Genomic DNA, 23660 nt, shown 5'->3' on the forward strand with positions numbered 1-23660 from the left:
GCTGCGGTCAGCGGACGGTCTCCGCCAGCACCCGCAGCCGTCCCGCCAGGTAGCCCTCCCGGCACCGTCCGCGCTGGACCTTGCCGGAGGAGGTGCGCGGGATCGAGCCGCGCTCCAGGACGACCACCTTGTCCGGGGCATGGCCCAGCTGCTCGCGCAGCCTTCGCATCACCCGGTCGGCGAGGCCGTCGTAGCCGTCGTCGAAGCCTTCCCGGGGCTCCAGAGCGACGATCATGCGTTCGGTCTCCGGCACCGGGAACGCCGCGCACGCGGGCCGTACCCCCTCCACGGCGGCGGCCACGTGCTCGTAGTCCTCCGGGTAGAGGTTGCGGCCCCCCACGATGATCATGTCCTTGAGCCGCCCGCAGACCACCAGGCCCCGTTCGGTGCGGTAACCGAGGTCGCCGGTGCGCAGCCAGCCGTCGTCGAGGACCTCGGCGGTCGCCTCGGGGTCCTGCCAGTACCCCGTCATCACGGACGGGCTGCGCACCCAGATCTCGCCGACCCGCCGGTCGTCGAGGGCCTTGCCGTCCCCGTCCCGGATCTCGGCCTCCACGCCCGGCACGGGCCGGCCGCACACCGCGAGGGCCCGCGCGTCCGGGTCCCCGGCCGGGACCGGCCGGGCCACCCCGTCCCGCTGCAGATCCCGCCGGGACACATGGTCCCAGGCGATCGGCTCGCCGACCTCGCCCATGGCCACCGCCAGGGTCGCCTCGGCCAGGCCGTACATGGGCGTAACGGCCTGCGGCCGCAGCCCGTACCGGGCACCGGCCCGGGTGAACCGCTCCAGGGGCCCGGACCGGATCGGCTCCGCGCCGTCCCCGCAGACCTCCAACGCGGACAGGTCGAGGTCCCGGGGCCGTTCGGTCATGCTCTGTGCGGCGAGGCCGTAGGCGAAGTTCGGCGCGACCGTGCTGGTGGCCCGGTACGCGGACAGCGCGTCCACCCAGGAATCGGGCCGGGCGAGGAAGTCCTGGGGCGCCTGGAGCACCAGCTTGATGCGGTAGGCCATGGCCGCGAGCGTGGAGATCAGCCCCATGTCGTGGTAAAGCGGCAGCCAGCTCACATGGACGCTCCGCTCCCGGTCCAGCCGCAGCCGCTCGCAGCACACCGCCGCGTTGGTCAGCATCTGCCGGTGGCTGAGCGCGACGGCCCGCGGCAGGCCCGTGGTGCCCGACGTGAACTGGAGGTAGGCCAGGTCGTCGGGGCCCACCTGGACCGGACCGGTGCTCTCCTCGCGCGCGGCGGCCAGCTCCCCGCAGGTCAGCACCGTCCGGCCGCCGGTGACCCGGCTGGTGACGAAGTCGCCGAACGTGTCGGCGACCACGACGCACCGCGCGTCGACATGGTCCAGCCGCCGGCCGACCTCGGCGACGAAGTCCGGCAGGTCGGACAGCCGGTGCGGCAGCGGCAGGATCACCGGCACCGCCCCCGCCCGCCACACCCCGAACAGGCTGAGCAGGAACCCGGGCGAGGTGGACGACACGATCGCCACCCGGTCCTGCCGCCCCACCCCGGCCTTCGCCAGCCCGGCGGCCACCCGCCGTGCCCCGGAGGCCAGCAGCGCGTACGGCAGCGGCACCGCCGACAGCCGGCGGTCCACCACGGTGATCCCGCGCGGCGTGGCCGCGGCGAGCTCCAGTGCCTCGGGCACGGTGACCGCGCCGAACATCTCCTCCGGACGCGGGTGGTCCACGATGTGCTCTCCCTTGTTCATACGGCGCTCCGCGCGAGCGAGTGCAGTTCCGCGGCGAAGCGGTCGGCGAGGGCGCGGATCGTTTCCTCCCGGTGCAGATGGCGGCTGTAGGTCCACACCAGCCTCAGGGTGTCGCCGGACGCCATCGCCATGAGGTCGAGCGTCCGGGTCCGGTGGCCCGCGCCGCTGCGGTGGTGGCCGAACGACTCCACGACCGGCCGGGCGTCGCCGGTGAAGTACTCGCTGACGTCGCCCCAGTAGTTGAACCCGATCTCGGGCGCCGGGACGCGGGCCAGCCGCTCCCGCACCTCCGGGTCCGGGTGCAGATACCTGAGCAGGCCGTAGCCGTCGCCCTGGTGCGGTGTCTCGCGGATCCGGTCACGCACCGACGCGAGGTCGCCCGCGGGCAGCAGCAGCGGTGACAGCGTGGAGAAGCGGCCGATGGTGCGCGTGACGTCGAGCGCGCCGAACGCCCGCCGACGGCCGTGTCCCTCGACCTCCACCAGCGTCTCCGGCTCGCCCGTCCAGGCGGTCACCGCCCGCGCGAGTGCCGTGAGCAGCACCTCGCGGATCTCGACGCCGTGCGTCCGCGGCAGCCCGGACACCACGGCCGCCGCGGTGTCGCCGGTGACCTCCGCGAAGAGACGTACCGCCGACTCCTGGGAGTTGGGGCCGAGGCGGTGGTCGACCGGCAGGGGAGCGGGACAGAGCCCGGCCAGGCGGGTCCAGTGCGGCAGTTCGGCGGCGAGCTCCGCGCTCGCCGCCTGGATCCGGAGCTGGTCCGCGCACAGCGGCAGCGAGGCGCTCTTGCCCGGCAGCACCGGCCGTTCGCCCCCCGCGAGCGCCGTGTAGGCGGTGCGAAGGTCCTCGTGGAACACCCGGGAGGCGTAGTAGTCCATGACCAGCCAGTGCGCGCTGACGAGCAGCCGTGGGCGGCGGTGCGGACCCAGGTCGAACTGCGTTAGCTGGACGGTCCGCCCGGCCGCCGGGTCCAGTCCGCCGTTGCGGTGCGCGGCATGGCGGGCGATCTCGGCCTCGACGCGGTCGTCGGGGACGTCGCTCAGATCGACCAGCGTCACCCGCGAGTCCTCCACCGGCTCGGCGGCCGGCAGCTCCGCGTGCCAGCCGTCACCGTCGCGGACGAACCGGGCGCGCAGGCCGTCGTGGTGGGCGAGCACGGTGTCGAGGGCGGCGCGCAGCGCACCGGTCTCCATCGGCCGGTCCAGTTCGAAGACCGGCCACATGCCGTTCCAGTGGTGGGCGTCGGCGAACTCCTGGGAGAAGAACCACAGCTGGCTCGGTGACAGCCCGGCCCGGCCGGTGACCTCGGCCCGGTCCGGAGCGGTCGCCGGCAGGGCCGTCGCGGCATCCGCCTGGGCGGCGACGGTCTGGTGCGCGTAGAAGTCGGAGATCGTCAGGCGCAGTCCCTCCTCGGCGGCCCTGGCGACGGCCCGGACCACCAGCAGCGAGTCGCCCCCCAGCGCGAAGAAGTTGTCGTGGCGGCCGATCCGGTCCGCCGGCAGCACCGCCGCCCAGGCGCGGGCGAGCGCCTCCTCCACGGGTGTCGCCGGCGGTTCCTGGCCCGTGCCCGCAGCCGTCGCCGGGGCGGGCAGCGCACGCCGGTCCAGCTTGCCGTTGGGCCCTGTCGGCAGCCGGTCGAGGAGGACCACGGCCGAGGGGACCATGTACGCCGGGAGTTTCCCCGCGAGATGGCCGCGCAGTTCGGTCTCGGCCGGGGCGAGTCCGTCCTCGGGCACGACATAGGCGACGAGCCGCTTGCCCTCCCGCGCCACCACCACGGCCGACCGCACACCGGGATGCCCGGCGAGCACGGCCTCGATCTCGCCCAGCTCGATCCGGTGACCGCCGATCTTCACCTGGAAGTCGTCCCGGCCGAGCAGTTCCACGGTGCCGTCCGGCAGATACCGGCCGAGGTCGCCCGTGCGGTACAGCCGCTCCCCGGTCACCGGATGGCTCAGGAACCGCTCCGCGGTCCGTTCCGGGTCGTCCCAGTACCCCAGGGCGACACCGGCTCCGCCGATGAACAGTTCGCCCGTGACATGGTCGGGCTGGTCGGCCAGCTCCGCGTCGAGCACATGAAACGTCTGGTTCCGCAGCGGGGTGCCGTAGGGGATGCTGGCCCACGCGGGGTCGATCCGGTCGATCGGGTGCCAGATGGACCAGATCGCCGCCTCGGTGGCGCCGCCCAGGCTCACCAGCCGGGGTGTACCGGAGGCGACGGCCCGGACCCGTCCCGGCAGGGAGAGCGGGATCCAGTCGCCACTCAGCAGCGCCGTGCGCACGGTCGGGGGAAAGGCCGTGTCCTGCCGTTCGCAGTGCTCGACCAGCAGCTCCAGCAGCGGCGGCACGCTGTTCCACAGCGTCACCCGGTGTTCCTCGGCCAGCCGCAGCCAGCGGGCCGGATCACGGGACTCGTCCGGGGCGGGCAGCACCAGGGCCCCGCCGGCCCCCAGCACACCGAAGACGTCGTACACGGACAGGTCGAAGCTCAGCGAGGACAGCCCGAGCACCCGGTCCTGCGGGCCGACGCCGAACCGCTCGTCGATGTCCTGGACGGTGTTCGCCGCGGCGCGGTGACTGATCATCACCCCCTTGGGCCGCCCGGTCGATCCCGAGGTGAAGATGACGTAGGCGAGGTCGTCCGGTCCGGTGGCGGGCGGCTCCACCGGCGTGTCCGGCACCTCCGGCCACGGTTCGTCCTCCACCACCACAGCGGTGACCCCCGGCGGCACCGCCACCCCCGGCTGGGTGAGCACGACCCGGGCCCGGCCCGCCGCCACGAGCTGCGCGACGCGGTCCGGCGGCAGGCCCGCGTCCACCGGCAGGTACGCGGCGCCGGCGCGCAGCACGCCCAGCGCGGCGACGGCCTGCTCCCAGCCCTTGTGCATCAGGACGGCGACCAGGGTGTTCGCACGGCCCGCCCCCAGCGCGCGCAGGCGCCGCGCCACCTGGTGTGCGCGCCGGTCCAGCTCGCCGAAGGTCAGCGTACGGGTGGCGGTGATCACGGCGGGGGCCGCGGGATCCCGCGCGGCCCTCCGGTCCAGTGCCGCGTGCAGCAGCTCGTCCGGCAGCGGCCCCTGGGTGTCGTTGACCGCCGCGCGTACGGCGGCCTGCCCCGGCGGCAGCAGCACCGGACCCGGGTTCTCGCCCTCCGCGGTCCGTTCGAGGAGCTCCAGGTACGCGGCGAACATGGCGTCGAGGACGCCCCCGGGGAACATGTCCTCCACCGCGTCCCAGCTGACGACCAGGTCCCCGCCGCGCGCCACGACCTGGTTGTCGAGATACACCTGTGGTGTCTGGGACAGGGCGTGGCCGGTCTCGAAGAGGATGCCCTCCAACGCGCCGAGCCCGTCCTCCTCGCGCAGCAGTGCCGTGAACACCACGGGCATCCGCGCCTGTGCCGGGTCGCCGCGCCGGGCCAGCTCGCGCTGCACCTCGACCCCGCTGAACCGGGCGTGTGCCAGGTCCTTCAGGAGCCGCGCCTGGAGCCTTCCGGCGGCCGTGGCCAGGTTCCGTGCGCCGCCGAGATCGCACTCCAGCAGTACGGTGCTGGTGAAGTCGCCGACGATCCGGTCGATGTCGGGGTGCACCCGGGGACGGTCGGCGAGCGTGAGGTTGAGGGTGAACCGGCAGGTGCGGCTGAAGGTACGCAGCACCTGCGCGTAGGCCGCGCACAGCAGCACCGACGGGGTGACGCCGAGGGCGTTGGCGCGGTCCCGCAGGCGCCGCCATACGTGGCCGGGCAGGCGTCGCTCGCGGCGGACGAAGACCGGCGGCCCGTCGTGGTCGACGGCCCGTACGGGCAGTTCGGGCGCCGGGGGAAGGGTGTCGAGCCGGTCGAGCCAGTAGGCACGGGCCCGGTCGTGGCCGGGCTGTGCGCGGTAGGCGGTGAGGGCTTCTACGTGGTCCCGGAAGGTGAGGTCCGGCGCCGGGCCGGCCGAGGCGGGGTCGAGGATCAGCCGGATCCATTCGGCCATCAGGATCTGGATGCTGCCGGCGTCCGCGAACAGCAGGTCGATGCTCACGTGAAGGCGAAGGCGTCCGCCGGGCAGGCGGTGCGTGCGTATCTCGTACAGCGGCCAGGTGTGCGGGTCGAACACCTGGGCCGACATCTCGTCGCGGGTCTCCCGCAACCGGGCCTCGCACTCCTGCTCACCGAGCCCGCCGAGGTCGGCGTGGCGGATCCGGTAGTACGGGACCTGCGGCATCATGCGCTGGCGGCCGTCGGGGAGCAGGGCCGCCCGCAGCATGCCGTGGCGGTCGACGAGGAGGTTGAACGCCTTCTCGACCTGGTCGGGTTCGGCCGCGAACAGGTCGAGCTCCCCGTAGAAGTGCGCGGAGCGCCCTCCGAGGTCGAAGCCGCGGCTGCCCAGCCAGTACGCCTGCTGGACCTCGGTCAGCGGGAACGGCTCGTGGGCGCGCTCGGGCGCGGGGACCAGCGGCGGCACCGGACCGCTGCCGGTGCGGTGGTTGCGCACGGCATCGGCGACCGTCTCCAGCGTGCACCGGCCGAAGAAGACCTCCAGCGGCACGTCGGAGCCGTACTCCGCGTCGAGCGCGGCCTTGAGGGCGACCGCTCCCAGCGATTCGAGGGCCAACGGCTCACCCGGCTCGCGTGGTTGGTCGTGGCCGGTGTCGATCCCCGCGAGCAGCTCACGCGCCCGGGTCACGATCTCGTCACGGCCGGGCACGGACCCGGAACAGTGTTCGGATACGGATATGTCAGACTTCTCGGTCATCACAGTCCCCCCGTGTGGCGGCCGGCCGAGCCGGCCGGACCCGCTGGCGTCACCCGCCAGCGTGACCCACTAGTGTGTTCTGTCTTCTTCGTTCGGTGCCGGTATCTGCGCGTCGGCGACCCTGCGCAGATAGGAATGGACGCCGCCCACGCGGGCGATCCAGGAGGTCAGCCGGGGCGAGACCGCGCTCACCACGTCCGCGATCCGCTCCATGACGGGAGCGACGGTGACCTCCACCCGGTTCTCCCGGACGCATGTCAGCACCGCGCGCGCCACGTCGTCCGGCGTCACCCGGCCGAGCAGCACGGGGCGTCGGCCTCCCGTCCAGCCCGCCGAGATGCCCACGTCCGCGATCAGCGTCGGGTACACGGCCGAGACGCCCACGCCGGTGCCGCGCAGTTCCTCGCGCAGGGACCACGTGAATCCGACCAGGCCGTGTTTGGCGGAGGAGTTGACGGTGGCGTACGGGTAGGCCGTACGCCCTCCCACGGAGCCGATGTTGACGATGTGTCCACGGCCGGCCGCGAGCATGTCCGGCAGCACCAGCCGGGTCATGGCCTGAGCGCCGAACAGGTTCACCAGGAGCATCCTCCTGATCGTCTCGACCGGCACGTCCTGGAACCGGGCGACGTGCTCGACCGCGGCGTTGTTCACCAGCAGCGCCGGCGGCCCGAGTTCGGCGCGGACCGTCTCGACGACACGCCGCTGTGCCTCCTCGTCGGACACGTCGGCGGGGATGACGAGTGGCTTTGTGCCGTGCCGCCGCGCGATCTCCTCGGCGGTGGCGTGCAGCCCGTCCTCGGATCTCGCGACCAGCGCGAGCCGCACACCGGCCGCGGCCAGGTGCCGTGCGATGTACGGGCCGACGCCGCGCGACGCCCCGGTGACGATCCCCACCGAGTTCCCCAGCTCACGCATGCGTGTCCTCCGTCGTGCCGGTCACTTCCCCGAGCGGCCGTCGTGCACAGGTCCGCTCCACCGCGGCCCGGCGTGCAGCGGGCCTCTTCCACCGCCCCGTCATCGTCCGGGCACCTCGGGCACCCCGACCGCCTCGGGTGCCGCGGACCGGCCCCCCGACACGGCCTGCACCACGACCGCCGCGGCGCACAGCGCGGCCCCGGTCAGCGGCACGGCCCCGATCCCGATGCGGTCGATCACCGCCCCGCCGACCACCCCGGACAGCCCGATGCCGAGGTAGAGGGCCGAGGCGTTGAGGGCCAGCAGCAGACCGCCCGCACCGGGTGACAGCTCGATCAGCCGTCGCTGCACCGGTGGGTTGAACGCCCAGCTGGAAACGCCCCACGCGAACAGCAGCACCGTCGCGAGGACCGTACCGTGCGCCACGGACAGCGCCGCGAGCGCCAGTACGCTGCCGGACACGGACACCAGGAGCGGCACCCGCCAGCCGTACCGGTCGGCGGCGACACCTCCGACCACATTGCCGAGGGCGCCGCCGATTCCGTACCCGAACAGCAGCAGGCTCAGGCCGGTGCCGTGCGCCCCGACCCGGTCGGCCAGAACCGGCGCCGCATAGGTGTAGACGGTGAACACCCCGAGACTCGCGGCCAGCGTGATCGCCAGCACCACCAGCACCCGCGCGTCCGCCGCGACCCCGACACGCTCCCGCAGTGTCACCCGCGGGGGTGCGGCCACCTCGGGCACCACCACGGCGACGGCCGCGGCGGCGAGTGCGCAGAACGCGGCCACCAGCCAGAAGACGCCCCGGTAGCCCAGCGGTCCGGCGAGCAGGGAGCCGGCCGGCACCCCGACGATCGTGGCCGTCACCAGTCCGCCGAACACCCACGCCGCCGCACGCGCCCTGCGTTCGGGCCCGCTCAGCTCGGCCGCCGCGGCCGTGGCCGCCGGGGTGAACACCGCGGCACCGACCGCCGTGACGATCCGCGCGGTCAGCAGCACGCCCAGGCCCGGTGCCACGGCGGCCAGCGCGTTGCCGGCGGCGCACACGAGCAGCGCGCCGACGATCAGCCGCCGCCGGGGCCATCCGCCCATCGCCACGGCGAGCAGCGGAGAGCCGACCGCGTACGCCACGGCGAACGACGTGGCGAGCAGCCCGGCCGTGGACAAGGAGACGGATAGCTCCGAACTGAGGTCCGGGAGCACACCGGTGACGATGTATCCACTCGTCCCCACCGCGAACGCCCCGAGCGCGAGTGTCGAGATCCTGCCCAACACGAAAGGAACCCCCTGCGCCCCGGTGGTCATGGTCGGACTGGTCATCGGACCCGTCGTGAGGGCGCACACGACGCGGAACCGTGCACCACCCTCCCACACCAACAAGTCGCAGGCCAACGGCCTTTCCGAGCCAAGATCCGCACGGTTTTGGACGTATTGCCGCCCGGTGTGCGAACCACCGCGCCGAGGCCGGCGCAGCGAGATGGCGGGGACCGGCGGTTCGTGCCCTGTGCACGCCGGGGCGACCACGGACGGGGCGACGTCCTGACCGGCTTGGGGGCGGCTGGGCCTGACCGGGCGATGTGTCCGAAAGTGCCCGCCTTGTATGGTGCCGCCTTTTTGCCGCCCGGCCAAGGAGCACCTGCCCGCCGGCCGCACCTCCCGTGAGGCGTGCCACCGCGCGCTCGGCCGCCCGGCGACGGCGTCCCGGCCTCGATTCCGATCGGTCTCGACAGCCGGAGGCCGACCCCTTGACCTCGGTGGCCCCAGCCACTAACTTGCGGTAGCCGATCCATGACTACCGAAAGGAGGCGACCAGCGGATGTACACCAGCTCTGATCTCGGTCGCCTCGCCCAGTGCACGGTCTGGGTTCCGGGTCGGATCGCGCACGGCTGCTGAGCACGCCGTTCTGATGTGCCCGTCCATGGCACATTCGGGGTTTCCCGTCACCACCTTCCGGCACGTCGCTGTCGCGTGCCGTTTTGCGCCCGCTTCTCTCACGTGGCGCGTCTGAACACAGAAAGCTGCCTGGAATTGGCGAACATGATGAATCGACCGATGACATACCGGATTGAAGGCCCGTCATGGTAGCGGCGCGGATCACGGTCAACGGGAAAGAAACACCGATCTCCCCGGCTGCACCCCACACCACAGTGCTGGACTTTCTGCGCGAGCGTGGTCTCACCGGCACCAAGGAGGGCTGCGCCGAGGGCGAATGCGGCGCCTGCTCGGTCCTGGTGGCCCGTCCCGGGGTGAACAAGCCCACCGACTGGGTGGCGGTCAACGCCTGTCTGGTCCCGGTAGCGGCGCTCGACGGTCAGGAGGTCATCACCTCCGAAGGTCTCGCCACCGCCGGCGAACCGGGCACGCCGCCCACCTTGCACCCGGTGCAGGAGGAGATGGCGGTCCGCGGCGGCTCCCAATGCGGTTACTGCACACCGGGATTCGTCTGCAGCATGGCCGCCGAGTACTACCGGCCGAACCGCTGCGCGCATGCGGAACCGGCCGGCAGTGCCGACGCCGAGCACGGTCCGAACGGTTTCGATCTGCACGCGCTGAGCGGAAACCTGTGCCGCTGCACCGGTTACCGCCCGATTCGCGATGCCGCGTTCGCCGTGGGTATGCCCACCGGCGAGGACCCGCTGGCGCAGCGTCGCGAGCAGTCCCCGCCGACACCGGTTGCCACCGAATACGTCCAGGACGACAGTGCGTTCCTGCGGAAGTCCACCCTGGCCGAGACGCTGCAGTTGCTGCGCGAGCGGCCCGACGCGGTGGTGGTCGCCGGCTCCACCGACTGGGGCGTCGAGGTGAACATCCGTTCCCGCCGGGCGGATTGCGTGGTCGCCATCGACCGGCTGTCCGAACTGCGGGAGCTGCGAGTCGAATCCGCCTTCATCGAGATCGGGGCGGCGCTGACGCTCACCGAGATCGAACGCCGCCTCGACGGCGACGTCCCGCTGCTGGCGCAGTTGTTCCCGCAGTTCGCATCCCGGCTCATCCGCAACAGCGCGACCTTCGGCGGCAACCTGGGCACCGGCTCCCCCATCGGCGACAGCCCGCCGACGCTGCTCGCGCTGGAGGCATCGGTGGTGCTCGCCGACGCCGACGGCGAGCGCGAGGTCCCGCTGGCGGAGTACTTCACCGGCTACCGGCAGAGTGTGCGCAGGCCCGGTGAGCTGATCCGCGCGGTGCGCATCCCGCTGCCGCTGTCGCCGGTCGTGGCCTTCCACAAGATCGCCAAGCGGCGCTTCGACGACATCTCCAGCGTGGCCGTCGCCTTCGCGCTCGACATCGAGGACGGAGTCGTCCGCAAGGCGCGCATCGGCCTGGGCGGCGTGGCCGCCACCCCGGTCCGCGCCCTCGCCACCGAGGCGGCCCTGGAGGGCAGGCCGTGGGCGACGGAGACCATCGAGGCCGCGGCCCGGGTGCTGCAGGCCGAGGGCACGCCGATGAACGATCATCGCGCCAGCGCCGAATACCGCTCCGCGATGCTCGGCCAGAGCCTGCTGAAGCTGTACGCGCAGACCACCGAGGCGGTGTCGTCATGAGTCATCTGTCCGAGCGCCCCGAAAAGCCCGTCGTCGGTGTCTCGATGCCGCACGAGAGCGCCGTCCTGCACGTCACCGGCACCGCGCTCTACACCGACGACCTGGTCCAGCGCACCAAGGACGTGCTGCACGCGTACCCGGTCCAGGTCATGAAGGCCCACGGCAGGATCACCGCGCTGCGCACCGCGCCCGCGCTCGCCGTGCCCGGTGTGGTCCGTGTGCTGACCGGTGCCGACGTACCCGGCGTCAACGACGCCGGAATGAAGCACGACGAACCGCTGTTCCCCGACGAGGTCATGTTCCACGGCCACGCGGTCGCCTGGGTGCTCGGCGAGACCCTGGAGGCGGCCCGGCTCGGTGCGCAGGCCGTCGAGGTGGAGCTCGACGAACAGCCCTCCCTGGTCACGCTCCAGGACGCGATCGAGGCGGGCAGTTACCACGGTGCCCGGCCCGTGATGGAGACCGGTGACATCGACGCCGGCTTCGCCGACTCCGCGCACGTGTTCACCGGCGAGTTCCAGTTCGCCGGCCAGGAACACTTCTATCTGGAGACGCACGCGGCCCTCGCCCAGGTCGACGAGAACGGGCAGGTGTTCATCCAGAGCAGCACCCAGCACCCCTCGGAGACCCAGGAAATCGTCTCGCACGTGCTCGGGGTGCCCGCCCACGAGGTGACCGTGCAGTGCCTGCGGATGGGCGGCGGCTTCGGCGGCAAGGAGATGCAGCCGCACGGGTTCGCGGCCGTCGCCGCGCTCGGCGCCAAGCTGACCGGCCGGCCGGTCCGGTTCCGGCTCAACCGGACCCAGGACCTGACCATGTCCGGAAAGCGGCACGGCTTCCACTCCACGTGGAAGATCGGCTTCGACGCGGACGGCCGCATCCAGGCCCTGGACGCCACGTTGACCGCGGACGGCGGCTGGAGCCTGGACCTCTCCGAGCCGGTCCTGGCCCGAGCGCTGTGCCACATCGACAACACCTACTGGATCCCCAACGCGCGCGTCGCCGGTCGCATCGCCAAGACCAACACGGTCTCCAACACCGCCTTCCGCGGCTTCGGCGGACCGCAGGGCATGCTGGTGATCGAGGACATCCTGGGCCGCTGCGCACCGCTGCTCGGCCTGGACCCCATGGAGCTGCGCGAACGCAACTTCTACCAGCCGGGCCAGGGCCACACGACCCCGTACGGACAGCCGGTCACGCAGCCCGAACGGATCTCCACCGTCTGGCGGCAGGTACAGGACGACGCCGGCATCGCCGATCGCAAGCGCGAGATCGCCGCCTTCAACGCCGCGCACCCGCACACCAAGCGGGCCCTCGCGATCACCGGCATCAAGTTCGGCATCTCCTTCAACCTCACCGCCTTCAACCAGGGCGGCGCGCTGGTGCTGATCTACAAGGACGGTTCGGTCCTGATCAACCACGGCGGCACCGAGATGGGCCAGGGCCTGCACACCAAGATGCTGCAGGTGGCCGCGACCACCCTTGGCATCCCGCTGCACAAGGTCCGCCTCGCCCCGACGCGTACCGACAAGGTGCCCAACACCTCGGCCACCGCGGCCAGTTCGGGCGCGGACCTGAACGGTGGAGCGATCAAGAACGCCTGCGAGCAGCTGCGTGAGCGGCTGCTGCAGGTGGCCGCCACCCAGCTGGGTGCGAACGCCTCCGACGTGCGCATCGTCGAGGGCGTCGCGCGCTCCCTCGGCAGCGACGAGGAACTGGCCTGGGACGACCTGGTGCGCACCGCGTACTTCCAGCGCGTCCAGCTGTCGGCGGCCGGTTACTACCGGACCGAGGGACTGCACTGGGACGCGAAGACGTTCCGCGGCTCGCCGTTCAAGTACTTCGCCCACGGCGCCGCCGCGACCGAGGTGGAGGTGGACGGCTTCACCGGCGCCTACCGCATCCGGCGGGTGGACATCGTGCACGACGTCGGCGACAGCCTGTCCCCGATGATCGACATCGGTCAGGTCGAGGGCGGCTTCGTACAGGGCGCGGGCTGGCTGACGCTCGAGGACCTGCGCTGGGACACCAGTGCCGGGCCGCACCGCGGCCGGCTGCAGACCCAGGCCGCGAGCACCTACAAGCTGCCGAGCTTCTCGGAGATGCCCGAGGAGTTCAACGTCACGCTGCTGGAGAACGCGACCGAGGAGGGCGCGGTCTACGGGTCCAAGGCGGTGGGCGAGCCTCCGCTGATGCTGGCGTTCTCGGTGCGCGAGGCGCTGCGGCAGGCCGCCGCCGCGTTCGGGCCGAGCGGGGTCAGCGTCGATCTGGCCTCGCCCGCCACGCCCGAGGCGGTGTACTGGGCGATCCAGGCGGCTCGCCGGAGCGATGCCTCCCGGAACGGCCAGGGCGGGGACGCGCTTGCCGCGAACGGGCACGCCGCGAACGGGCATGCCGCCGGCGGCAAGGTCCGGGCCGACGCAAACGCGCTGAACGGTGCCTGACATGACGTGGATCGCCGCGGTCGCACGGTTGCGGGCACGCCGGGAGTCCGGCGTGCTGGTGACCGTCGCGACCGTGCGCGGTCACGCCCCGCGCGACGCCGGTGCGAAACTCGTCGTGGGGCAGACCAGGACGTGGGGTTCGATCGGTGGCGGCAACGTCGAGGCCGTCGCGATCGACCGGGCCCGGGAGATGATCACCGCGTCCGAGCCGGAGCCGGAGCTGATCGATTTCGCCCTGAACGACAAGGTGACCAACCAGCACGGCGTGCAGTGCTGCGGCGGTACGGTCTCGGTGCTGCTCGAACCGCTGCCCGTGGTACGGGCGGTGGCGATCTTCGGCGTCGGGCACGTCGGGCTGGAACTGGCGCGCATCCTGGCACGTCAGGACATCGACCTCCATCTGATCGACTCGCGCTCCGACGTCCTCACCGAGGAGCGGCTCGACGTGCTGGCCGACGCGGTGGCGCAGGTGCGTGTGCATCACACGCCGCTGCTGCCCGAGGAGGTGCTGGAGGACTTGCCGCGCGGCACCCACATCCTGATCATGACCCATGATCATGCCGAGGACGCCGCTCTGTGCGACGCCGCCTTGCGTACGACCCATCTCGGATCCATCGGGCTGATCGGGTCGGCGGCCAAGTGGGTCCGGTTCCGCAAACGCCTCGCCACCGAGGGCGGTCACGACGAGGCCACCATCGACCGGATCAAGACTCCGATCGGCCTGGCCGACATCACCGGCAAGGAACCCGCGACGATCGCCCTGAGCGTCGCCGCCGATCTGCTGCGCACCTTCGAAACCGGGAACTGACTCTCCAACCGGAACGACAGGGTGCCCCCGCGCTCGTGCGTACGAACAGACGCGGGGGCACCCTGTCTTCGCGATGAGGCAGCCGGACCGGACGCGTGAGCGCGGCTGCCCTTCGAAGCGGTTCCGGTCGGGAGTTACGCCGCCGCCAGGACGTCGATCACACAGACCAACGAGGCACCCGCGGGAATTCCCTTCGGCGGATGGGCCCCATAGGCCTGGCCGGGCGGGAGCACCAGGAGCAGCCGGCTGCCGACTCGGCTGCCCACCAGCGCCTGGTCCCAGCCCTTGAGCACGTTGCCGCGCCCGATCACGACCGCGAGCGGGCCGCCGCCGGCCGCCGAACTCTGGGCCAGCGCGGCCCGGTCCTTGCCACGCTCGGTCTGCCAGACGGCCGAGGAGTACTGCAGCACCACCGTCTGACCGGCCTTCACGACCGGTCCGCCGCCCGTCACGAGCGGGGCGGTGACCGCGTGCCGCGGCGCGTCGCGGTCGGGGACCGCGATGGCGGCCGTGCCCCGCGCGTGGTCGGGGCCGACCTGCGGCAGCGAGCCGGCGAGGGCACGCTGGTCACCCGGGACGAGCGCGTGCGCGGCGACGACGTTCACCACGTCCACCACGAAGACCACGGTGTCCGTGCCCGACAGCCCGAGGCGGGCCGCACCGGTCGGGCCGTAGGCCGCCGCCGGCGGCGCGACGACGAGCACCCGGCTCCCGGCGCGCTGCCCGGCGACCGCCCGGTCGAGCGCGGGGAGCGTGGCGCCCCGGCCCACGGCGAACACCAAGGGGTGCGCGCCCTTGTCGTACGGGCCGGGCAGGGTCCGGCCGGTGCGCCACACCTTGGCCGTGTACCTGACCACGGCGACGTCTCCCGTGTGCGCCGCCCGTCCGTCCCCCCTGACCTGGGGGGCGACGACGAACCGTCCGCTCGGGCGGGTCTTCGGCACGGTGATCGAGGCCCGCTGCCCGAATCGGCCGGAGACCGTCGGCAGCACCGTGTCGGTCGGCTCGGCCGCGGGTACCGGCCGGGCCCGCGGTGTCGGAGCACTCGGCGCGGCCATCGGCCGGTGCCAGCCGTCCGCGGAGCCGTGGCTGTGCGCGGTGCCGCCGCTGCAGCCCGCGAGGGCGAAGACGCAGCCGACGAGCGGAGCGGCGAGGAGGCGCCACGTCGCTGTTCCACCCTGGCGGTGGTGACGGCGGTCGTCCATTTTTCCCTTCATTTTTCCCACAGGTAGACCTTCTTGTTGTTCTTGCGTCCGCCGAACAGGAGGAGGGCGACAATCGCCGTGGGCCCGAAGAACAGCGCGACGAAGCTCCAGTCGCGGTGGTCCGCCCCCTTGCGGCGGGCGATGCGAGAGGCCGCCACGGAGCATCCGATGTTCAGCGCGAGGCAGAGGACGCCCAGCAGGATCCGGACCGGATCGTGTGAAACGGAGATTCCCATGATTCCTCGAGAGCTCGACTCGCGACCGCCACCGGGCAGGGTGGGCAGTAACGCCCCACCCTGCCCGGCTGGTCACGGCCTGGGTCAGTAGTACCTGATCCTGGCGTCGTACATGTACGGGCCGTCATAGAGGGTGCGCCGCCAGGTCAGGAACCACAGGGCGGTGATCTCCACGGTCCCCTTCGCCACGTACCAGTAGTAGGTCTCCTTCTCGTGCTGCCACCGTCCGTGGTAGCAGCGCTTGAAGTACCAGTTCTGGTACCCGTACCGGGTCTTCATGCCGACGACCTTGATACGCAGGTTGCCGTAGGACATGCCAGCGAAGATCCAGTTGAAGAGGTTGAGCGCGTTGCGCTTGAACCAGCTCTTCATCCACTTGCTGTAGTTGTCGTGCCAGTGGCCCCAGTGGATGTGGCCGACGGACGTCTCCCGCCAGTAGTTGTTGGACCGGGTGCACTTGCAGTGGCTCGACGCACCGGAGTCGTCCTGCTGGTTCAGCGGGTCCTGGCCGGCGTAGTCGTAGGCGTTCGCCGAGCCGCCCGGCACCGGGTCGCTCTGCAGGAAGCGTCCGGTGGACGGGTCGTAGACGCGCAGCCCCATGAGGACGTCGCCCGAGACGGTTCCGCTGTCCCGCAGCGTGGCACCGCGGAAGCCGTACGTCGCCGTGGCGGTGCCGGACTCGGGGTTGCCGAACTCGTCGAAGGACTGCGAGACGACCGGTGCCGACTGGTCCAGAGGCAACTGGACCGTCGTGTTGCCGGCCAGGTCGGCCAGCTGGAGGACGGTACCGGCCGCGGCGCCGGTGACGGCGTCGAGGCCGCCGCCGATGCCCTGGACGTTGCGGCTGACGGTGCCTTGCGCGTCCACCGTCGACCAGTCGGGGCTGTCGGTGTCGTCCCCGTAGTGGTCGGTCCTGACCGCCGTCTGGCTCCAGGTGCTGTCGGCGTTCTGGGTCTCGGTGAGCGAGGACGCCAGACGTCCGACCGCGTCCATGGTCCAGGTCTGCCGGCGGGTGCCGGAGGTCTCCTGCCTGACCAGGTCGGTGGTGTAGTACGCGAAGGTGGTGCCGTTCGCCTTGGTGGTGGTGCGGCCGAACGCGTCGTAGACGGTTCCGGCGTTCACCAGCCGGTCGGCGCTGTCGTAGGTGTTGGTGGTGCTGGTCGCACCGGTCGAGGAGCAGCCGGCGCCGACCGCGCCCACCGAGACCGCCTCGCTGGTGCGGTTGGAGTTGCCGTCGAAGCCGTAGTCCCGCCTGGTGCAGGTGCCGTCCGGGCTGCTGTCGTCGGCGCGGGTCAGCCGGCCGCTCTGGTCGTAGCCGTAGTCACGGCTGGCCGTCTGCCCGTTGGTGTCGTCGTCCGCGACGACCTGGTCCTGAACGGAGCGCTCGGCGGAGTCGGACGCGACGACGGTGCCGTCGCTGTCGCGCGTGTAGGTCCTGGAGGTCTGTGCTCCTGTCTGGTCCGTGCCGACGGTGAGGGTGTAGCCGCCCGGCAGCTGCTCGGTGGCCACACCGCCGTCCGCGTCGTAGGTGGCGTTGAAGGTGCCCGCCACGGAGTCGGTGCGGGAGGTCTCCACACCGCGCGGGTCCTTGGTGGTGTCGTAGGTGTACGTGGTGGTCGACGGGGCCGAGTCGGTCGTCTTCACCGGACGGCTGAGGACGTCGTACGCGGTGGTGCGGACGTTGCCCGCGCCGTCGTCGTAGGAGATGTCCCGGCCCAGCGTGTCGTACGTCCGCCGCACCGTGTGCCCGCCCGACGCGACGGTGGCGACGTTGCCCGTCGACGCGTCGTAGGTGGCGGTGGTGTCGGCGACCGCGGTGCCCGTGCCGCCGGTGATGCTGACGGTGGTGGTGCGGCCCGCCGCGTCGGTGGTGACGGTGGTGGTGCGGGTCGTGCCGCCCGAGGTCCGCGTCTCCTTGGAGACGTTGCCCCACCGGTCGTACTCGTACGTCTTGGTGGGCAGTTGGGCCGGGTTGCTGCCGCCGCCGGTGATGGCGCCGGCCGGACCGACGGAGCACACCATGTCCGCCCACTCGGGGCGGCCCTGGCAGCTGCCCGTGCCGGTGGCCGACCAGTAGGCGGTGACCGTGGTGCCGGCGTCCGAGCCGTTCGACTTGGGCATGATGCCCTTGATCTCACGCCCCTGCGAGTCGTACGAGGTCTTGCGCGTGATGGCCAGGCCGGACGGGTCCTGCGTGCTGGAGGTCGGCAGGCCCTTGACCCAGTCGTAGGCGGTCGCGGTCGTGCGGGTGTCCGCGTCGGACGGGTAGCCGTCCACGTGCGCGCCGACGACGACGGTCGTGGGCTCGTTGCTCACCGAGGCGGTGCCGTCGGTGGGACGGCCCTCGTCGTACGTGGTCACCGTGTGCCGGCGGGCGGCGATCGCGGAGCCGGCGGGCAGGTCGGTGCCGCCCGCGCCCGCCTTGAGGGTGCCGGTGAGCGTGACCATGTGCAGCGGCTCGTACTGCTGCAGCTCGCGCACCCCGTCGCTGGAGTACACGTGGGTGGTGGACAGCTGCTCGGACCGGTCCGCGGTGGACAGACCGCTGATGCCGAGCGAGGTGAGCTGGTCCAGCCCGGTGCCGGAGGAGGCGAGCGCCAGCTCGCGGTTGCCGGCGGTCAGCTCCCGCACGGTGTTCCCGGAGCCGTCGTACTCGGTGGTGGTGATGTGCCCGCCCGGCGCCGCGGAGTTCACCTCGCGGCCGGAGGCGTCCGCGTAGGACAGCGACGCGCGGGTGTACGACGAGGCAGTCAGGCCGGCTCCGTCGTGCGAGGCGGGTACCGAGTCCGCGGGGAACACCGCGGCGGCGTCCGTCGGCACGTCCGTCTGCCCCCAGGCGGCCACGTCGGACGTGCCCATCTGGTAGGGGGCGGTGCTGCCGCTCAGCGGCACGTCGTAGACCATCGAGACGGTGGCCGTGCCGCCGTCGGTCTGGTTCTGCGAGCCCTGCACGAGCGTGGGCCGGGACGCGGACAGCAGCATGCCCGCACCGGCGGTGGCGGCGTTGCCGGCCGTGCCGTAGGTGAAGGTCCACGGCAGTTCGCCCGCCGGGGTCAGGGTCGCGACGCGTCCCGCGCTGTCGTAGGTGTACGCGGTCTTCAGCGCGGGCGAGATCCGCGGGTCCCACTCCTCACGCAGTCGGCCGGAGTCGTCGTACGCGTACTGGGTGATCGCCGTGGACGTGGCCGTCGTGGCGCCGGGGCTGGTGGCCCACTCCAGGATCTGCTTCACCTGGCCGGTGTAGTCGCCGAGGGTGCCGGAGGTGGCCGTGGTGGTGGTCGCGTAGACGTACTGCAGCATCCGGCAGCCCGCGGTGGACGGCGTGGCCGCACACGTGGACGCGCTGACCGCGGACGTCGGGGCGATCAGGTACTTCGGGCGGGCCAGCGTGCTGGTGCCCGACGTCACCTTCTCGGACACCACCGTGGTGGTGGAGTCGGAGAGGGGCGTGAACGTGGTGGACACCTGCCAGGTGGTCGCCGCCGGGTCCACCTTCGCGAAGGTGGTCGTCGTGCCCTGGTCGTCCTTGAGCGTGAAGGTACCGGTCAGAGAGCCGGTGAGGGTGAGGTCCTCCGCACCCGGCTCCGGCTTCCAGCCGCCGCCACTGGTGGCGGTGAAGCCGGTCTCGTCGCCCTCGCTGTCCACCACGCCGACCGAGGTGGACGAGGTCTGGCGCAGGTAGTCCCAGCCCGAGTCCGAGGTCTGCGCCGCGGTGCCGGAGGTCCACTGGGGGCCGAAGACGGACGCCTGGCCCTCGGCGTCGGCGCCCGCGGTCGGGCGGCGGGACGAGGCCGTGCGGCTGACCGTCATGCCGAACGCCGAGGCATCGGTGGACGACAGGGTGTAGTCACCGGTCAGTTCGTTCGCCGAGCCGGGGCCGATGTCGGCCGAGGGGGCGTCGCCGGCGTTGCGGTCGACGGTGACCGTCACGGCCTGCGAGTAGCCGGTGGTGGTCCCGTCCGTGAAGGCGGCGCGGATGTCGACCGGGCCGTCCTCGCTCAGGCTGGTGGTGATGTTCCAGGCCAGGGCGGGCGGCGCGCCGTTCGGTGCGGCCAGGGGCCAGGCGGTGACCGCCGAACCGTCACTGTTCTTGGTGACGTCGGCCAGCGGCACCGTGTGCCAGGAGTCGGTCTCGCCACGCCGGTACTGGTAGGTCACCCCGGTGTAGGTGGACTTGCCGGTGGCGGACAGCGCGACGCGCCGCGCGGGCCGGTCGCCGTCACCGGGCGCGAGTACGGCCGCGCCGTCGGCTCCGACGCCGAAGGCGTACTGGGTCGTCGTGGTGGACAGGTTGCCGCCGGAGTCGACGGTCTTGGCGTACAGGGTGTGCCAGCCGTCGGCCGGGTCGACGGTGATGGTCAGCGGGTCGCCACCGCTGCCGTCGGTGGTGTCGTCGATCCGGTGCGGGGTGCTGGAGTCGTCCAGACCCCAGTAGTAGCCCTGCCCGTCGGTGGCGGACGTGTCCAGGGTGCAGGTCGCACCGTCGGGGGAGGTGGCCGTCCAGGAACTCTCGGTGTACGGGTCGCAGGTGATGCTCGGTGCGGCCGGCTTGGCGGTGTTGAGCACGAAGGTGGTGTAGCCGGACCAGGAGCCGTAGTCGGTGCCGTCGTAGCCGCGCACCCGCACCCGCAGGTGGGATCCGGCCGGGAAGGCGTTGGCGGACGGCACGGTGAGGGTCGCCGTCGAGCCGGAGGCCACGCTCGACGAGGTGGCGGTGTACGAGTACGTGCCCGCGTCGTTGTAGGCCGGGTCGGGCGTGACCTCGAACTGGGCCTTGGCGGTACCGCCGTCGGCGTCAGTGACCTTGGCGGACAGCTGCGGCGTCAGCGAGGTGGCGTACCGCTTGCCGTTGTAGGCGTTCACCTGGGACGGCGAGATCGCCACCGACGTCGGCACGGCCGGGTACGAGTTGTAGGTGACCGTCAGGTGCGGTTCGACCGAGGAGTCGCCGGAGATGTAGTTGGCGGAGCGAAAGCGCCGCCAGGTCAGCGTGTCGGTCTCGGTGGCCCCGCGGACCTGCAGGCCGTAGTTGGCCGAGCCGCTCGCCCAGGCCTGCACGATGGCGTCGACGTCGAAGTTCATCGTGCCGGCCGGGCAGGAGGAGTCGTAGCCGAGCGCCGCCTTGTTGGTGACCGCGCCGGTGGTGGTGGTCGACGGCTGGGCACCCCAGGTGATCGTCGAGGAGTCCCAGCTGGAGGTGATCCGCCGTACCTGGGTGCCCGACCCCGAGGTGGAGCAGGTCGAGGAGTAGTACGAGTACAGCGACAGGTTGGTGTCCAGGATGTGCTTGCCCGTGAACTTCGACACGTCGAAGTTCAGGTACGAGCGCGCCACATGGGTGCCTGCGTCGTAGGTGCCGGACTTCAGCTCCGCCGAACCGCGCTGGGAGTCCAGGTAGTCGGGGGTCTGCACCCAGGTGTCGGTGGTGACCGCCAGTGTGGAGGTCGGGTCGACCGTCACCGGGTAGGTCAGGTCCTTCCGGGACAGGAAGGACGCGTCCGGAGTCAGTACCAGGGTCTGCCGGCCGTCCGCCGCCGTCTCGACCTTGGTGGCGACCTTCGCGACGTGCGCGGACTCCCCGGAGCGCGGGTCCTTGGAGGCGTCCCACATGCGCGGCGCCGGAGCGTCGGCCACCAGGTGGCCGTGGGCGTCCTTCAGCTGCAGATGCCCGGCCTTCGTGGCGGAGAGCTTCAGGCCCTTCAGGTGCAGCGGGATGCGGTACGACGGCTGCGAGGCGGGGGCGTGGGCGAGGTTGACGGTCTCGCTGAAGCCCTGCGGCAGTGCCGTCGCCTTCAGCGTCTGACCGCCGCCCAGAGCGTAGGAGGCGGTCGCGCCCGTGACCTTCGGCGCCGGCAGCTTGCTCTGCCAGCCGATTCCGAACGACGCGGACCCCCGGGACACCGAGGCCAGAGAAGTGTCACCGCCGTCGGACACGGCGACGTGGGCGGCGGCCGCCTTGGGGGCCAGCGTGGTGCCCGCGTGCGTCAGCGCGGTGTCGATGTGCTTCCAGGTACCGCCCTGCTTCACCCGGATCGGGCCGGCGAAGGACTCGGTCTGGAAGGCCCCCGACGGAAGCGCCCAGGTCGTGGTCTTCTCCGTCCGGTCGGCCAGGACCTCGATCCTGCGGTGCTGCAACCGGGCCATCAGGACGGCGGATGCTTCGTCCTTGGCCTGCGCGGGGCCATGCGTGGAGGGATGTGCCGACGTCGTCGTCCGCGCATGGGCGGCGACATCGGGGGTGGCGAAAGCGGTGCCGGTGGACTGCAGTACGAAAGCCGTCTCGGCGAGCAGCACCAGGGAGAGCAGGCCGGCGGTGCGGCGCAACCCTGGTGACAGGCGGGACGGTTCTGTCCTGAACGGTCTCGGCCGCGCTCTCAAGCGGGCACGACTCATCCAAAACTCCTGTGAAAGATAAGTGCCAGGTAAGAAGGTGGGGGGCGAAGTGATTATTCGCAGCGCGTTCGCAGGCGTGGCTGACCGGTAAAGATCTCTCCATCAACGGGAAAAGAAGTGAGCCTTCTTGCCTGGTCGGGGCGGGGCCGGAGGCGCACCCACCCGGGCCGCGGGTCGCTGGCGGCCGTCGCGATGAGGCATTTCGCCTGTCTTGGTGCATGGCTGACCGGCCGGCCGGCCCCACAAGGGCTTTACTTGATCTTGACAGAATAAGATGAAGATCTGGCTGGAATTGATCATTGGGAAGCGGAACGGGATGTTCCGGGCGTGCTCGGCCGGGCGGATCCCGCGGGCCATGCGCGGCCGGCGGCAGGTGGCGACCGCAGCCGCCCGTGACCTGTGGCAAGGGAGCCGGCAAAGGGGAGCAGGCAGTCGTCGGGCACGGTCGTCCCCCTGCCTGTCGAGCGCCGCCGCCGATGCGCCATAAAACGTACGCATTAACAACGACATGTACGTCGTATCCGGAGTGCGCCCATGGCTCAGCGCGGCACCCCTGAGAGGCGGAGGCGCCTCAGCCGCCCGCCGGTGCTCGGTGCGGCTGTCGCCCTGGTCGGCCGCGCCGGGCTCGCGGCCCTGACCATGTGCCACCTGGCCGCCGACCTGGGCGTGGAACCGATGGCGAGGTCAACGAGCGGCTGCGCACCTCGGCGCGAGAGCCCCGCGCCGACGGCGGCGCCACACCGGCCGAACCGCCCTGGCGGGCCGAACTGCGCCGGATCGCGCGGGTCTTCGCCCGGCGACATGCTCACCAACCGGGGTGACGACGAGAACCGGTGACAGCCCTCCTCTCGGCGACCCGGCCCAGGTCAAGGCGGACACTCTCCGTAATGATTTGGCCTGGGCTGGGCCGGGTGAACAGGTGTGCGGAATGTCGCGAGGTTATCGGTCTGTCGTACGAGAGTTCATACCAGAGCGGGACCAATACTGCGGGACTTTGTCAACTGCCCCCCGCACATGATGCGGAGACGACTACTGTCAGTGGCCGCATGGCAGCCCGACGGACAAGTACGAGGACGCAGATGTCTCACCTCCGAGCACCGGCCGGCCGTGCCGACCGCCGGGAGGGCGGACGGCACGGGCGAGCGGTCGCCCGACCCGCTCCCGCACTGCCCGAGACGCACATACGGCCCCAGCTCATGCGGCTCGCCGTGCTGCCGCCCCTCGCGGTCGCCCTCAGCGCCACCGCCGCCGTTCTGTTCAGCATCCGGTCCTCCGGCGCGCGCACCGGGCCCATGCTGTGGGCCGTGGTCGCCGGAGCGGTCACCGTGACCGTCGCCGGCATCCTCATCGCCGCCGTGGCCGCCGACCGCGCCGCCCGCTCGGTCTCCGACCGCGTCGCCGCCCTGCGCCGTACCGCCGCGCACAGTGAGGCCGACCTGCACACTCTGGTCGACGCGCTGCGCCAGGGCGAGGCACCGCCGCAGCGTTCGCCGCGTCGCCGCCCGCCCGAGGACGCCGACGACTTCGAACTGCTCGCCGCCGACCTGGACCGGGGGGGGGGGGGGGGGGGGGGGGGAGGAGGGGGGGGGGGGGGGGGGGGTGGGAGGGGGGGGGGGGGGGGGGGGGGGGGGGGGGGGGGGGGGGGGGGGGGGGGGGA

The 23660-nt window shown here is 72.0% G+C and carries 10 protein-coding genes and 1 pseudogene; 4 read left to right on the forward strand and 7 right to left on the reverse strand.

From position 1 onward, the window contains the following. Positions 1–7: 7 nt before the first annotated feature. The 4 genes from ACZ7GZ_RS14225 to ACZ7GZ_RS14240 all read right to left on the reverse strand — a co-directional run bounded on the left by ACZ7GZ_RS14225 (position 8) and on the right by ACZ7GZ_RS14240 (position 8694). Entirely contained in the window at positions 8–1717 is a 1710-nt protein-coding gene (locus tag ACZ7GZ_RS14225; RefSeq protein WP_471024058.1) for an AMP-binding protein, read from the reverse strand. After that, positions 1714–6456: an amino acid adenylation domain-containing protein gene (locus ACZ7GZ_RS14230; protein WP_471024059.1), complete on the reverse strand. Its 4743-nt coding sequence runs from the start codon at positions 6454–6456 to the stop codon at positions 1714–1716. Before ACZ7GZ_RS14230 ends, ACZ7GZ_RS14225 begins: the two co-directional genes overlap by 4 nt. 69 nt (positions 6457–6525) lie before the next feature. Then, a complete protein-coding gene (locus tag ACZ7GZ_RS14235; protein ID WP_471024061.1) occupies positions 6526–7374 on the reverse strand; it encodes an SDR family NAD(P)-dependent oxidoreductase in 849 nt (282 codons plus the stop codon). Between the two features lie 99 nt (positions 7375–7473). Continuing rightward, complete coding sequence (locus tag ACZ7GZ_RS14240) at positions 7474–8694, reverse strand: MFS transporter (RefSeq protein ID WP_471024062.1); 1221 nt, start codon at positions 8692–8694, stop codon at positions 7474–7476. Positions 8695–9453: 759 nt separating this feature from the next. Here ACZ7GZ_RS14240 and ACZ7GZ_RS14245 point away from each other — a divergent pair. From ACZ7GZ_RS14245 to xdhC, 3 genes are read left to right on the forward strand one after another with little or no spacing between them, the layout of a single operon-like run. Continuing rightward, positions 9454–10917: a xanthine dehydrogenase small subunit gene (locus tag ACZ7GZ_RS14245; protein ID WP_471024064.1), complete on the forward strand. Its 1464-nt coding sequence runs from the start codon at positions 9454–9456 to the stop codon at positions 10915–10917. Then, positions 10914–13361 carry a xanthine dehydrogenase molybdopterin binding subunit gene (gene xdhB, locus ACZ7GZ_RS14250; RefSeq protein ID WP_471024065.1) on the forward strand — a complete coding sequence of 816 codons (2448 nt, stop codon included), beginning with the start codon at positions 10914–10916 and terminating at the stop codon, positions 13359–13361. Before ACZ7GZ_RS14245 ends, xdhB begins: the two co-directional genes overlap by 4 nt. A 1-nt stretch (position 13362) precedes the next feature. Further along, positions 13363–14169: a xanthine dehydrogenase accessory protein XdhC gene (gene xdhC, locus ACZ7GZ_RS14255; protein ID WP_471024066.1), complete on the forward strand. Its 807-nt coding sequence runs from the start codon at positions 13363–13365 to the stop codon at positions 14167–14169. Positions 14170–14303: 134 nt separating this feature from the next. Here xdhC and ACZ7GZ_RS14260 read toward each other — a convergent pair whose 3' ends face one another. From ACZ7GZ_RS14260 to ACZ7GZ_RS14270, 3 genes are all read right to left on the reverse strand, one after another. Then, positions 14304–15374 (reverse strand): FKBP-type peptidyl-prolyl cis-trans isomerase, encoded by a 1071-nt coding sequence (locus tag ACZ7GZ_RS14260; RefSeq protein ID WP_471024068.1) that lies wholly within the window; start codon positions 15372–15374, stop codon positions 14304–14306. A gap of 8 nt (positions 15375–15382) precedes the next feature. Then, positions 15383–15610, reverse strand: a complete 228-nt coding sequence (locus tag ACZ7GZ_RS14265; protein WP_471024069.1) for a hypothetical protein — start codon at positions 15608–15610, stop codon at positions 15383–15385. 84 nt (positions 15611–15694) lie between these two features. Next, positions 15695–21934 (reverse strand): DNRLRE domain-containing protein, encoded by a 6240-nt coding sequence (locus tag ACZ7GZ_RS14270; RefSeq protein ID WP_471024071.1) that lies wholly within the window; start codon positions 21932–21934, stop codon positions 15695–15697. Between the two features lie 1148 nt (positions 21935–23082). Here ACZ7GZ_RS14270 and ACZ7GZ_RS14275 point away from each other — a divergent pair. Then, positions 23083–23571, forward strand: a pseudogene (locus ACZ7GZ_RS14275) (hypothetical protein); the annotation flags it as partial. Positions 23572–23660 lie beyond the last annotated feature (89 nt).

This window comes from Streptomyces sp. NPDC037288, assembly GCF_055603265.1.

Bases quoted from the DNA above. Each gene is read 5' to 3' on its own strand.
- ACZ7GZ_RS14225 (WP_471024058.1), bottom strand. From the start codon at position 1,717: ATGAACAAGGGAGAGCACATCGTGGACCACCCGCGTCCGGAGGAGATG.
- ACZ7GZ_RS14230 (WP_471024059.1), bottom strand. From the start codon at position 6,456: ATGACCGAGAAGTCTGACATATCCGTATCCGAACACTGTTCCGGGTCC.
- ACZ7GZ_RS14235 (WP_471024061.1), bottom strand. From the start codon at position 7,374: ATGCGTGAGCTGGGGAACTCGGTGGGGATCGTCACCGGGGCGTCGCGC.
- ACZ7GZ_RS14240 (WP_471024062.1), bottom strand. From the start codon at position 8,694: ATGACCAGTCCGACCATGACCACCGGGGCGCAGGGGGTTCCTTTCGTG.
- ACZ7GZ_RS14245 (WP_471024064.1), top strand. From the start codon at position 9,454: ATGGTAGCGGCGCGGATCACGGTCAACGGGAAAGAAACACCGATCTCC.
- xdhB (WP_471024065.1), top strand. From the start codon at position 10,914: ATGAGTCATCTGTCCGAGCGCCCCGAAAAGCCCGTCGTCGGTGTCTCG.
- xdhC (WP_471024066.1), top strand. From the start codon at position 13,363: ATGACGTGGATCGCCGCGGTCGCACGGTTGCGGGCACGCCGGGAGTCC.
- ACZ7GZ_RS14260 (WP_471024068.1), bottom strand. From the start codon at position 15,374: ATGGACGACCGCCGTCACCACCGCCAGGGTGGAACAGCGACGTGGCGC.
- ACZ7GZ_RS14265 (WP_471024069.1), bottom strand. From the start codon at position 15,610: ATGGGAATCTCCGTTTCACACGATCCGGTCCGGATCCTGCTGGGCGTC.